Annotated in this window: 9 protein-coding genes; 1 reads left to right on the top strand and 8 read right to left on the bottom strand. The window is 53.5% G+C overall.

Annotated elements, in window-relative coordinates; translation table 11 throughout:
• Window positions 1–364: 364 nt before the first annotated feature.
• The 6 genes from EBC_RS04650 to EBC_RS04630 form a co-directional block, all read right to left on the bottom strand.
• On the bottom strand, window positions 365–1,141 hold the full coding sequence (locus EBC_RS04650; protein WP_013200643.1) for a TatD family hydrolase: 777 nt from the start codon (window positions 1,139–1,141) through the stop codon (window positions 365–367).
• Window positions 1,138–2,190 carry a patatin-like phospholipase family protein gene (locus tag EBC_RS04645; RefSeq protein ID WP_013200642.1) on the bottom strand — a complete coding sequence of 351 codons (1,053 nt, stop codon included), beginning with the start codon at window positions 2,188–2,190 and terminating at the stop codon, window positions 1,138–1,140. Before EBC_RS04645 ends, EBC_RS04650 begins: the two co-directional genes overlap by 4 nt.
• A gap of 147 nt (window positions 2,191–2,337) precedes the next feature.
• Complete coding sequence (locus tag EBC_RS24780; RefSeq protein WP_013200641.1) at window positions 2,338–2,499, bottom strand: DUF1328 domain-containing protein; 162 nt, start codon at window positions 2,497–2,499, stop codon at window positions 2,338–2,340.
• A 135-nt stretch (window positions 2,500–2,634) separates the two neighbouring features.
• The gene (osmY, locus tag EBC_RS04640) at window positions 2,635–3,249 is read right to left on the bottom strand and encodes a molecular chaperone OsmY (RefSeq protein ID WP_013200640.1); all 615 of its coding nucleotides are present in this window, start codon (window positions 3,247–3,249) and stop codon (window positions 2,635–2,637) included.
• A 308-nt stretch (window positions 3,250–3,557) separates the two neighbouring features.
• On the bottom strand, window positions 3,558–5,147 hold the full coding sequence (gene prfC, locus EBC_RS04635; RefSeq protein WP_013200639.1) for a peptide chain release factor 3: 1,590 nt from the start codon (window positions 5,145–5,147) through the stop codon (window positions 3,558–3,560).
• Window positions 5,148–5,401: 254 nt separating this feature from the next.
• Window positions 5,402–6,049: a DNA-3-methyladenine glycosylase I gene (locus EBC_RS04630; protein ID WP_013200638.1), complete on the bottom strand. Its 648-nt coding sequence runs from the start codon at window positions 6,047–6,049 to the stop codon at window positions 5,402–5,404.
• 203 nt (window positions 6,050–6,252) lie between these two features.
• On the opposite strand from EBC_RS04630, the gene yghU reads away from it, so the two are divergent.
• Window positions 6,253–7,119, top strand: coding sequence for a glutathione-dependent disulfide-bond oxidoreductase (gene yghU, locus EBC_RS04625; protein WP_013200637.1), 867 nt, complete (start codon window positions 6,253–6,255; stop codon window positions 7,117–7,119).
• A 772-nt stretch (window positions 7,120–7,891) separates the two neighbouring features.
• On the opposite strand, the gene EBC_RS04620 is transcribed toward yghU, so the two are convergent.
• Both EBC_RS04620 and EBC_RS04615 read right to left on the bottom strand, forming a co-directional pair.
• Window positions 7,892–8,428, bottom strand: coding sequence for a hypothetical protein (locus tag EBC_RS04620; protein WP_041691891.1), 537 nt, complete (start codon window positions 8,426–8,428; stop codon window positions 7,892–7,894).
• Between the two features lie 9 nt (window positions 8,429–8,437).
• The gene (locus EBC_RS04615; protein WP_013200635.1) at window positions 8,438–13,036 is read right to left on the bottom strand and encodes an RHS repeat-associated core domain-containing protein; all 4,599 of its coding nucleotides are present in this window, start codon (window positions 13,034–13,036) and stop codon (window positions 8,438–8,440) included.

The raw sequence follows: 13,036 nt of genomic DNA, 5'->3' as shown, positions 1-13,036 counted from the left end.
GTTCTCCAGACAAGGTTTAAGGCGGCTTCCCGGATGCCGGGCAAGAATTCCTTCCGCCTGAGCCCGCGAAGGGCTGTGATGTTAAAATAATAACGGAAAAGGCTGAGCCACTTCCGTGATGAAATTCACGAACAGGGAATTACTGTTGCAAGCATTGTACATGCAATGTGATTAATATCACATAAATAGCCTGTTAACCTGCCCGATACGGCCATTGTTGCGCAACAGAGCCTGATTTTAGCTGACATCATCAGAAAATGTTATAATTATAACATTCATCGTTCAGTGTAGCAGATGCAGATGACAGTAGACCCGGCAGGCCAAAGGCGCACCGTCTCGCAGGGGACTTTAAGAGTTTAGCCAGTCAGAGCTGAAAAAGAGTGCGGGTGTTCTCAAGAAGGGTTTCGGCTATTTCCTGCGGGGATTCTTCCCGCAGTTCGCACAGGCTTTGCCAGACGTTCTTTACCCGCTCGGGGCGATTGGCCTGACCCTGAAAGCCCTGCAGCGGCATATCCGGCGCGTCGGTTTCCAGCAGCAGCGAGGTCAGCGGCAGCCGTGCGATGGTATTGCGGGTTTTGCTGGCGCGTTCATAGGTAATGGTGCCGCCCACACCGATGGCATAGCCGGCGCGGATAAAGGCCAGCGCCTGCTGTTCGCTGCCGGCGAAGCCGTGCACCACGCCACGGCGAGGAAGATCGAGGCGTCGCAGATGCAGGGCTAACTTATCGTGGGTGCGGCGGGAGTGCAGGATCACCGGCAGATCGTACTGCTTTGCCAGCCGGATTTGCGCATCCAGCACCCGCTCCTGCTTATCAAACTGGGGATTGTCGATAAACAGATCGAGGCCGATCTCGCCGATCGCCACCAGCTTTTTCGGCAGCTGTTTCAGCACCGCTTCCAGCTGGTCCAGATGTGAATCATCATGCTGCGCGATAGCCATCGGATGGGTGCCCAACGCGGCATATAGCGGTGGCCATTGCTCTGCCAGCGCCATTACGCCTGCGAAGCGGTCAGCCGACACGCCGACCACAATGATTTTCTCCACCCCTGCCGCTGCCGCCAGACGCAGGCTCTCTTCTTCGTTGCCAGAAAACGGCGCAAAATCGAAGTGACAATGGGTATCGATAAACGTGGGTGTCATGCCAGCGAGCCCTTATCGTAATCGGCATCGTTGCCCGCCAGCGGATCGAGAATCACGCCATCCCGCACCGGTTCGTTGGCCACCGGCGCAGGTGGCACCACCGGTTTGGTACTCAGCAGCGTCTCATTCTCCTGCAACCATTGCCCCACGGTGGCGAGGAAATAGCGGCCGCAACGGCGTCCCAGATGATAATCCTGATTCAGCGAGGCCACGCGACTGCCCAGCGCCATGCTGGCGAGCGCATGCGGCGGGAAGATCTCAATAATCCGCAGATTACCCGGCGGATTGTCAATAAAGTCCTGCGTCTCGCGGTAGCTGTCTTCATGCAGATGCATGATATTGACCAACGGCTGCAGCGCACTGTCGCTCAGCCAGCGCTCAATGCGCTTCAGCCACTGTGGCGTATAGGTCATCTGCGAAGGAACGGTGCGGATCACCACGATGGTATCGGCCCCGCGACGCGCCGCTTCACGCACCGGAATGGCATCGCTGATCCCACCATCGAGATAGCTGATGCCGTCCATATCCACGCCGGGACGATACAGACCCGGAATGGCGCTGGAAGCCTTAATGATGTTCATCCAGTTGGCGGCGGTCGGGGCAAAATAGCCCGGCGAATAATCGTCGCTGCGGCAGGCGCACATATAGAATTCGCGGCCTGCGGAGAACATCTTCTCACCGGCTTCTATCGCCAGCGGGAATTCCTGAGAGGTGACATCCACCAGCCAGTCGAGATCGATCAGGTGCCCGCCGCGCACAAAGCGCAACGGATCGAAAAACAGTTTACTGGTGGTGTAACGGGTGATCACTCTGCGGGCATAGCCCGGCTGGCCGCAGACATAGGCAGAGAGATTCTGCGCCCCGGCAGAGGTGCCCAGCATCAAATCAAAGGGGTTGAATTTTGCCCGCTGGAATTCATCCAGCACGCCGGCAGTAAAGATCCCGCGCTGCCCGCCGCCTTCGCAGACCAGGGCCAGTTTGCCCGGACGAAAAGGGGTTAACGCCAGCGGCTCAATATTGCCGAGGGTTATAGGGATGCGCTTGCCCAATGGTGAGATCCTCTGAGGGAGTTGAAGACCGGAGGATACCCTGGATGGACGGTAACTGTTTGCCGTTTTTTGCGGCAGAATGTGTAAAGCCAGAAATGCTAAAGGCCAGTCAGTGACTGGCCTTCATTGAAACATCTGTTATTGGATCTATAACTTCTTGCGGCCGGTGAACAGGCTGATCAGGAAGATAATGATACCGACAACGAAGACGATTTTAGCTGCCCAAGCGGCTGTACCAGCCAGACCACCAAAACCTAACGCTGCTGCGATAAGCGCAATAATCAGAAAAATAATGCCCCAACGAAACATAAGCCTCTCCTTACCCTATATGTAGAAAATCAAACTGCCTGATTTATTTACTCTGCCGAAACCGGCGAAAGTGGATTATTTTCTTCAAACATTTCAGTTGCGGACCGTCCTGTTATCAGCCGGTCCGCGACTGCTTTATGACTTCACAGTCAGATCGTTTTTAACGCTTTTCACACCATCAATCGCTTTAGCGATGCTTTCGGCACGTTCAGACTGCGCCTGGCTTTTCACCGTACCGGAAAGCTGGACAACACCGTTGGTGGTTTCAACTTTCACGTTACGTGATGGCACGATGTCGTCAGCTAACAGTTTAGCTTTAATTTCGCTGGTCGTTGCCGTATCACCGGCATAACCGCTGACGCTGGCTTTAGTGCTGTCTTTTACGTGTAGTTTGTCGCTAACAGATTTAACGCCTTCGACTTTTTTGGCCGCCGCAACAGCCAGTTCGGCCTGATCCTGCGACGGTACAAAACCACTCAGCGTCACGACGCCTGAATGGGTCTTAACAGAGATGTCTGTGCTTTTGATTGCGTCGTTGTCTACCAGAGCGGCTTTCACCTTGGCAGTCACGCCGCTGTCATCCATGTACCCACCGACTGATTTCATTGAACTATCGATTTTGGAACCCGCGTTGTCAGCAGCATTCTGCGTTTTGTTCATCATGGTGTCTTCTGCCATTGCAGAACCACTTACCAGCGCAGAACCTACCAGTACAGCCATCAGAGTTTTAGTAATCTTAGTCGTGTTCATCGATTATTCCTTCTTCATGTGTTTTGCACTCACAACTGTGAGGTTTCAGTCACAAACGGCGTGACTGCAGTAGGAGAGACGTTGCAGCTTACCGCCGCATATTTTGCGTCCGTTGAGATTAAATATAGACGCTCGTCAGGATTTCACCGCCGCTTGTGGTTGATATGATGGATAAATGCACAAAAAGCAGGTTTTTTAAGAGCAGTCTGTAAAAAACGGGGGGCGGAAAGCGGTGTGGAGAGGAAGGCGAAAAAAAAACGATGCATATTGCATCGCTTTTTCCAGTATAGACCAGACCTGATTATCTGTTAGTGTTCGCGCGTTTTGCGGAACACCACTTCAGGATAACGTTCCTGAGTAATGTTCAGGTTTACCATGGTCGGCGCGATGTAGGTCAGGTTATCCCCGCCATCCAGCGCCAGGTTCACTTCGTTTTTACGCTGGAACTCATCAAACTTCTTGGCATCGCTGCATTCAACCCAACGCGCGGTTGAAACGTTGATCGCTTCGTAGATGGCTTCCACGTTGTATTCGCTCTTCAGACGCGCCACAACCACTTCAAACTGCAGTACACCGACGGCGCCAACAATCAGATCGTTATTGTGTACCGGACGGAACACCTGCACGGCACCCTCTTCCGACAGCTGAACCAGGCCTTTCAGCAACTGCTTCTGCTTCAGCGGATCGCGCAGACGAATACGACGGAACAGCTCAGGGGCGAAGTTCGGAATCCCGGTGAACTTCATGTTTTCACCCTGAGTGAAGGTATCGCCGATCTGGATGGTGCCGTGGTTGTGCAGCCCGATGATATCGCCCGGATAGGCTTCCTCAACGTGCGAACGGTCACCGGCCATAAAGGTCAGCGCATCGGCAATCACCACGTCTTTGCCCAGACGGACCTGACGCAGCTTCATGCCTTTTTCATATTTGCCGGACACCACGCGCATAAAGGCCACGCGGTCACGGTGTTTTGGATCCATATTCGCCTGGATCTTAAAGATGAAGCCGGTGAACTTTTCGTCGGCCGCGGTCACGGTGCGCAGCGTGGTCTGACGCGGCATTGGCGACGGTGCCCAGTCGCACAGGCCATCCAGCATATGGTCCACACCAAAGTTACCCAGTGCAGTACCAAAGAATACCGGGCTTAGCTTGCCGGCGAGGAACTGTTCTTTATCAAACTCGTGGGAAGCGCCCTGTACCAGCTCCAACTCTTCACGCAGCTGAACGGCCAGCTCTTCACCGATGGCGGCATCCAGATCCGGGTTATTAAGCCCTTTGACGATGCGCACGTCCTGAATGGTGCGCCCTTTACCGCTCTGGTAGAGGTAGGTTTCGTCTTTATAAAGGTGGTACACACCCTTAAACAACTTGCCACAACCGATTGGCCAGGTGATCGGCGCGCAGGCAATTTTCAGCTCGCTTTCCACTTCATCCAGCACTTCCATTGGATCGCGGATATCGCGGTCCAGTTTGTTCATAAAGGTCAGGATCGGCGTGTCGCGCAGACGGGTCACTTCCATCAGCTTGCGGGTACGATCCTCAACGCCTTTTGCGGCATCGATCACCATCAGACAGCAGTCGACCGCCGTCAGCGTACGGTAAGTATCTTCGGAGAAGTCTTCGTGTCCCGGCGTATCCAGCAGGTTAATCAGGCATTCGCGGTACGGGAACTGCATCACGGAGGTGGTGATCGAGATACCACGCTGCTTTTCCATCTCCATCCAGTCCGATTTGGCGTGCTGGTTAGAGCCACGGCCTTTTACCGTACCGGCGGTCTGAATAGCCTGTCCGAACAGCAACACTTTTTCAGTGATGGTGGTTTTACCGGCATCCGGGTGAGAAATGATGGCAAAAGTGCGGCGACGAGCCACCTCTTGCATAAAGGGTGCATTAGACATGAAAAAACTCTGTTTGGTGCTGTGCTGCCGCTGCGCAGACGGCGCGGGGGCAATTTCACAGGCGATTAATCATCAATGGCCGGCATTTTCGCCGATCCGGCGGTTATAAACAATGCAGAACGCCGCGTTATCCCCATAAATGCGTAGCGCAGCGAAACCAGATGGCTTCAGCTGCTGTTTTTTTCAGCCATTTTGCGGCGGGGTTCCGAGTTCTACACTGGCCTGACCTCTTGATAATCTTTTTGCTGACCTGATTACAGCGGGCGGTTGAGTGCTTCACGCTGCTGCTCGAATTTGTCCCTGCACTGGCAGCCCGCCAGATGATCGTTAATCAGCCCTAACGCCTGCATCAGCGAATAGGTGGTCACCGGACCCACCCACGTCCAGCCCCGTTTTTTCAACGCTTTGGACATGCGCACCGATTCGGGTGAAGTTTTGGCATTCTGCCAGTATTCCAGATCGACGGTATGAGGCCGTTCGCCCGGCTGCGGCTCAAACTGCCAGAACCACGCCGCCAGCGATCCGGCTTCTTCGATCAGTTCGATGGCCCGCTGCGCATTGTTGATGGTGGAAAGAATTTTGGCTCGATTGCGGACAATGCTTTTATCTTCCAGCAAACGGGCAACGTCCTCGTCGTTGAACTGCGCCACGGCGTGAAAATCAAAATCCTTAAAGGCGCGACGGAAGTTTTCCCGCTTGTTGTAAATCAGCTGCCACGACATGCCCGAGTGAAAACCTTCGAGACAGACTTTTTCAAACAGGCGGCGGTCATCCACCACCGGTCTGCCCCACTCGTTATCGTGATAGTCAGGCATTGAAGGCTGCCAGTAGCAGCACACGCGTCCATCTTCGGTCAGTGTCAGTCCGGCTTCTTTCAGATCTGCCAGATAATGCTCATCCATTCTGTATTCCCGTTGAAGAGTGTGAAGAGTGCTGCGTAAAGATAAACGCCGGCCAGATCCTGATGCTATACCTGACATCCGATGTAACAACCGCGTTTGGTTTTTTGTGCAGACAGCAGCTATTTTTAGACCATCATCGGCGAGACGTCTGTGGGCTTTGCTCCAGGATGCGCCATTTTTTATCAGAAAGGGGATTTTCGGACATGAGCACCAAGGATTATCAGCCAGCCAAAGTCTGGTCAGAAAACAAAGAAGCCGGCGGCACCTGGGGCAGCATCAACCGCCCGACCGCTGGCGCACGTCACGAAGCCGAACTGCCGGTAGGCAAGCACCCACTGCAGCTGTACTCAATGGGTACGCCGAATGGCCAGAAAGTGACCATCATGCTGGAAGAGCTGCTGGCGCTGAACGTTAACGATGCGGAATACGATGCCCACCTGATCCGCATTGGCGAAAGCGATCAATTCTCGTCAGGCTTTGTCGACGTAAACCCTAACTCAAAAATTCCTGCGTTGCTGGACTGCTCCACCAAGCCAGCCACCCGCGTGTTTGAGTCCGGCGCGATCTTGCTGTATCTGGCCGAGAAGTTTGGTCACTTCCTGCCGAAAGATCCGGCCGCCCGCACCGAAACGCTGAACTGGCTGTTCTGGTTACAGGGTTCTGCACCTTACCTCGGCGGCGGTTTCGGTCACTTCTATAACTACGCGCCAGTCAAAATCGAATACGCGATCGATCGCTTCACCATGGAAGCCAAGCGTCAGCTCGACGTGTTAGATCGTCAGCTGGCAAACCATCGCTATATTGCCGGTGAAGACTACACCATCGCCGATATCGCTATCTGGCCGTGGTATGGCGCGCTGGTTAGAGGAACCGTCTATAACGCAGCGGAGTTCCTCGACGCCAAATCCTACAAAAACCTGGTGCGTTGGGCAGATGAAATCGCACAGCGCCCGGCAGTGCAGCGCGGCCGCATCGTCAACCGTACCTTCGGTGAGCCTTCTGAGCAGTTGCATGAACGCCACGATGCATCGGATTTCGATCTGCGCACCGAGGATAAGCTGGCGAAATAACGCCGCTTAATAAGACTAAGGGCATCCTGCGGGGTGCCTTTTTTTTTGGATGGACTTCGGTGAAGGCATAGCAGGCAGATGCACTGTTATGATCCCCGAAGCCCCCGTAGAGAAAACGTCAGACGCTGGTGCATTTGGCTAAGATTAGCGGAGAAAAATAAAGCCGGAAGAATGGGCTCCGGCGTTAAGCTGCTGCTTTCGCCCACCATCCGCAGGCCGCTCCACAGGAAGGAAATCGTCTCCTCCGGCTTGAGGTGGCGTTGCAGGATTTTATGCGTGCGGCGACCTAAAGCATCGTAGCGGTATTCTGCGCGGCTGAACTCTTTATGCCCGCTAAAGCTGACTTCCGCTATCCGCTCTCATCGTCATAACGGTAATGCTGCTCTACGGCATCTGGCCCGGTTTTCCGCCAGGTCATCCGCCCAAAACCATCGTATGCCCACCGTGCGCCTTTCAGCCTCTGTAACATATTGTGCCAGACTATGTGACCCGGTTTATCCGTCCTGGTGACGTTGCTGAAGTGGGAGCAGGCACGGCTTGAATAACAGAAGCATGGGATTGAGCAAAGACTGCATCAGGCGCTGGCATTTATGGCTCAGATTGAAAGGGTGGAACTAAAATTTTTTTCAAATGTAAAATAGTCATAGGCTACATTTCGGAATATATAAAAGCATTTATCTTTAAGGAAAATCCTTAATTATCTCCGCCCTTATAATCAAGAAAATATAATTCTGCGTCAAAATCTGACTTAAGATATTTTTCGAACCCCCATTTACACTTTTAATGACTCTGGATTAAAAGCTATAATTGCACCATCTTTTTTTAACCCACAAGGATATAGCCCGCATGTATAAATAACATACATTTTTTCTAACAAATCGCTTTCATCATAACCTATTATAAATCTTCTTATTGAAAGCATTCTCATGTGGTAATAAGACTCACCAATTACTGACATGAAAAAATCATCATATCTGGTATTATTCTTTTTAATTTTAGATTTTCTATACTCTAAAGATTTCTGTTTCTGATAAATTGAGAAGCTTTCTTCACTTTCAGCGATAAAGTTTTCCGCATCAGAATATTTTTCACTTAACCTAAATTTTGAGATCGAATTATCAATAGCATCTTGCCAAACCAAATACCCTTTAGGTAGCACTTGATCAATTGACAACTTTTCTGCCAACTCAAGATCATTAATTACCTCAAAAGAAAATTTTATTTCAAAAGTACCACTATCTAAAAAAATCCGATCTGATTGCAAAAACAACATCGGCTCAATAATAAACCCATCTTCCTTAGAAACCATAGAAACCTCTTAATTAAGTATTTTGTTCCACATATCTAACGCCCGCTGATTTCCTAGAACACTATCATCCCGCGCCAGCTCAGATGCTCTAATTGGCATGCCATCCATCATTCCTCGCTTTGCAACATTTTGCAATGCTGAGACTTGTTTTTTAAGAACATCAACTGACTGATTTGGATCTAAATTATTTAATGCATTTTCAATGGCACTAGAATAACCATGGTGATTACCTTGATGTCGTGCCATAGGACTTACACCGTCATCAACTTGTCTAAGAAATATTCCGTTCGTCGCATCGTCAATATCATAACCAATTTTCTTCAATACTATATGATCAGAAAACTCTTTAGGAATTACATGATGTGCTTGATATCCACTCCATTTCGTTGAGCGTTTTAAACCCATCGAAGCCATCATATTCCTACCAAGCCTGGTGGAGCACCCCGTGAGCCCCAGCGGATCAACCCACGTAAGCGGGTCCCCGACATAGGCATAAGTATTCAACCCACCCATCAACCCTATCGGGTCAGGCTGGGTAAACCTACCGCCCACTGGGTCATAATAGCGGAATAAATTGTAATGCAGCCCGGTTTCCCTGTCCAGGTACTGCCCCTGGAAGCGCAGATTTTGCGGCACTGACTGGAAGCCGCTGCTGCTTTCCTGTCCGGTCATTCCCCAGGTGGAGAACCGGCCGCGCCATACCACGTCACCCTCTTCATTGGTCATCCGCTCTGGCAGACCATTCAGTTCGGTGTGGTACCAGAAAATATCCGCCTGTTCGCCAATGCTGTCGACCCGTGCCAGCGGCTCCCAGCTTCCTTCGCTGTACAGATACTGCGTGTTGCGATCCGGCGTTAAGCTGCTGCTCTCGCCCACCATCCGCAGGCCGCTCCACAGGAAGGAAATCGTCTCTTCCGGTTTGTGGTGGCGATGCAGGATTTTATGCGTGCGGCGGCCCAGCGCGTCGTAGCGGTATTCTGCGCGGCTGAACTCTTTATGCCCGGTGAAGCGGACTTCCGCTATCCGCTGCTCATCGTCATAGCGGTAATGTTGCTCTACGGCATCTGGCCCGGTTTTTCGCCAGGTCATCCGCCCAAAACCATCGTATGCCCAGCGCGCGCCTTTCAGCCTCTGCAACAGATTGTGCCAGACCACCTGACCCGGTTTATCCGTTTGGTTGCCAGCTGCGTCCCAACTGAAATGTTCTGTGTTATGGGGCTGAACGGCGCCGGTAATCTGCCCCGTCGCATCGTAGCCAAAACGTTGCTGATACTGTGCCCACTCGTTCTGACCCGTGGCGCTGTCCAGAACCCGTTGCTGCAAGACTTGATCCAGACGATCCCAGTTATAACGACGCTCAAAAACAGCGCCCGAACGATCTTCAAAGCCACTGCGCCGCATCACAATACGGCCCACCGGATCGTAACGGGTTTGCTGATTCAGCGGCCCCTGAGTCCGTCCCACTTCCCGATGCAACTTATCACGCTGATAGCCGGCAATCTCAACCTGTTTACCGCCCAGTTTCAGGTTCATCTGCAGCAGATGCCCGGTCCCGTAGCGCAAGCAGTTTAGTTCGCGGCCGTCCGGCAGCGTGCTGCCGATAAGATTACCCAGCACATCGTACTGATGGGCGATCGCCCCAGCGCTGCTTTCCTCGCGGGTGAGGTTGCCGACCGCATCGCTGGTCAGCGTAATTACCTCAGCGTCAGTGACCTCAAAGCCGCCTGTCCGGGCGCGCTGCCAGCTTTCGAGGGACATCTTTTTGATATCCACCCGATCGGGGCCGTAGTGATATTCGGTACGGTTCTGCCGGGTGAGCTTAGCCGTCAGACGGTTCACCACATCGTATTCAAACCAGGTCGAGTGCGGTGAAAGCTGTTCATCTGCCGCATTCAGCGGTGACTGGGTGACCTCGGTAACCTGCCCCAGCTCGTCATAGCGATAGCTTTTACGTCTGCCGGCATAGTCGATCTGCGCAAGCAGACGTTGGCCGTTATCATATTCAAACTGCCAGCGATCGTTGTTGGGGTTGATCAGTGCGGTCAGGTGGCCAAAACGATTGTACTGATAGCGGGTCTGATGCCCGGCCTGATTGATTTCCGTGACGATCTGCCCACGAACATTGCGCTTAACCCGACGTTCAGAAAAGCCGTCAATATTTTCACCGGTGAGCATCCCGGCGGCATCATATTTATACTCGGTATCGCGACCATCCGGACGGGTCAGACATTGCAGTCGCCCGGCGTTGCTCCACTGATAGCAGGTGGTATTTCCTTCGGCATCGCAACTGGCAATCAGCCTGCCCGCCCCATCATACTGGTTATGGCTTTGATGGCCGGAACAGTCCTCATCACGTTGGATCTGACCGCGATCATTCCACCAGAAGCGATGCGTATTCTCCAGCGCATCGGTGCGGGTGACCAGGTCACCCTGCGCATTCCACGTGAAGCGGGTTATCCCGCCCAGCGGATCGATTACCGCCACCACATCGCCGGCAACGTTGTACTGGTATTCCCAGACCGCACCGTCAGGCAGGACTTCTTTCAGTGGGAAAGCGTAAGAAGGATGCCAGGTGGTGATGGTGGTTCGATCCGCCGGATCGCGCACCATCGTCAGGTTGGCACGCTCGTCATAGCCGTACTCCCATACCCTTCCACCCGGCGCCTCGGTTGCCATCAGCAATTCGCCTGCCCAGCGCCAGCGCCAGTGCGCCCCGTAGCTATCGGTGTATTCCGTAATACGGCAAAGTTCATCCCAGCGATGCAGGGTAGTTCCGCCGGAAAAACAGGTCACTGACGCGCTGCGATCCTGCTCATCCGCATCGATCACCCAGTGTTCGAGTGTGGCCCTGTTTTCATCCAGCACCTGATACTCATAAACCCGCCAGTAACGCGGATCGATCGACGGCTTCCACTGATATTCCACCGTCAGTCCGGTGGCATAACTGTGCGATGCCATCAGATCGCTGGCACGATCCCAGCTGAAGCGTCGGGTAACCACGCCATCAGCATCCTGCACCGTCGTCAGCTGTCCTTCAGGATTGTAGCTGTAGCGCACCAGCGGTCGATGCTCTTCCCCCACCACCTGATGCAGCGCAATCAACCGCCCCTGCACCGGCTCATAACTCAGCCGGACTTCAAGGGCCAGATTATCTCCGGCAATGGCCACCAGCTGCCCCGCGTCATTCCACTGGAAGTGCTGACAGTTTTCATGACGATCGTAAATGCGCCCAATGCGCCATTCGCCTTCGCGGGTGGGATCGGGCTCATAGAGGTGAAACTCTCCCTGTGCGGTTTGCATAATGATCACCCCCTGAAGGGTGCAATAGAGCGTGAAGCCCTCTTCATCAAAATGAATCACATCGCCAGGGCTGATTTCGCCTAATCCCAGCTCCTGTCCGGAGATATCCCGCCACATAAACGGGTACGAACCATCCTCATGACGGAAACGAATCAGACGGGTTTCGAACGGCAGCATCCAGCCGGTCCCCAGCATTCCACGGCTGAGATTTCGGCTGTTATAGATACGTTGCCAGTAAAGCGGAAGGCGATCTTCAAGCACAAAATCCAGGTCTTCTTCGCCAGCAAGGATCTTCGCACCCGTGGCGTAATTTACCGGATGCGAACCCTGTACTGCGGCGATGGCAACCGCGCCCGCCACCTGTCCACCGGCCTGAGAGGCGATAATGCAGGTGATCTGGCGCAATGCACGTCGGGCGGCAATGCGGGTAAAGAGTTGCTTCAGCAACTGGGCTCCTTCTTTACCGATGCCGCCGCCCACGATTCCGCCAAGGAAATACGCGAGAAAGTTTTTCCCACTGCGAATATCGCGGACCACAACACTGTCGCCACCAATACGCACCCGGGGATTTTCACTGACCTGAATTTTGGCTTCACAGGTACTGCGGTCGCCATTACGTGCAGCCGGGTGCCCGTTAATCAGCACTTTTTTCGACCCTTCGGCGATAAAATTCACGCTTTCGGCGAGATGTCCTTTGGTGCAGGCCACCGTATCTTTGCTGGCTGGCGTGGCATATGGGCTGGCACTGGCGACCGTCGGTTGCACCAGGTCATCCCACAGGCTGCCAAACCAGTGTTTTACCGAATCCCCGCTGGTGCTGCTGACTTTATCCCACAAGGCACTGGCGGTTGCGCCAGGATGGCTGACCGCAGAGGCGATACCGGCCGCCACGGCCATAGCGATATCCAGTGCGCCGGGCTGTTCTTCACTGCCCGCCTGGGGCGAATTAAGCCATTCATGATTAACCGTCCCGGCGGCGCGCGCGGCGGGTTTACCCATTATTCTGACATTGTCTGAACCACTGGTGATGAACGCATCCGGTGGGCCGCGCATCCCCAGCATATCCAACAGGCCATCAACCGCCTCTCCGGCCTTATTCCCCAGCTTTTCCGGATAACCGGACGCCATGGCGGCCACGGTTAAGCCCACCCCGACGGCGAGCCCCACGCCGGTGCTGGAGATCAGCGCGGCACCAAACAGAATTCCGCCGTAAATCGCCCCTTCAACCACGCCACTGACAAAATCGGCAATGACAGAGCTGTGAACCAGCGGATCGCCCAGCCGGGCAGCAATCAGTTCGTCAGACAT

It is taken from the genome of Erwinia billingiae Eb661 (assembly GCF_000196615.1).
GTDB lineage: Bacteria > Pseudomonadota > Gammaproteobacteria > Enterobacterales > Enterobacteriaceae > Erwinia > Erwinia billingiae.
The sequence above is the reverse complement of the archived record's forward strand: the minus strand, read 5'-3'. Positions and strand labels throughout refer to the sequence as shown.

Bases quoted from the DNA above. Each gene is read 5' to 3' on its own strand.
- yghU (WP_013200637.1), top strand. From the start codon at position 6,253: ATGAGCACCAAGGATTATCAGCCAGCCAAAGTCTGGTCAGAAAACAAA.
- osmY (WP_013200640.1), bottom strand. From the start codon at position 3,249: ATGAACACGACTAAGATTACTAAAACTCTGATGGCTGTACTGGTAGGT.
- EBC_RS04630 (WP_013200638.1), bottom strand. From the start codon at position 6,049: ATGGATGAGCATTATCTGGCAGATCTGAAAGAAGCCGGACTGACACTG.
- EBC_RS04620 (WP_041691891.1), bottom strand. From the start codon at position 8,428: ATGGTTTCTAAGGAAGATGGGTTTATTATTGAGCCGATGTTGTTTTTG.
- EBC_RS04615 (WP_013200635.1), bottom strand. From the start codon at position 13,036: ATGTCTGACGAACTGATTGCTGCCCGGCTGGGCGATCCGCTGGTTCAC.
- prfC (WP_013200639.1), bottom strand. From the start codon at position 5,147: ATGTCTAATGCACCCTTTATGCAAGAGGTGGCTCGTCGCCGCACTTTT.
- EBC_RS04650 (WP_013200643.1), bottom strand. From the start codon at position 1,141: ATGACACCCACGTTTATCGATACCCATTGTCACTTCGATTTTGCGCCG.
- EBC_RS24780 (WP_013200641.1), bottom strand. From the start codon at position 2,499: ATGTTTCGTTGGGGCATTATTTTTCTGATTATTGCGCTTATCGCAGCA.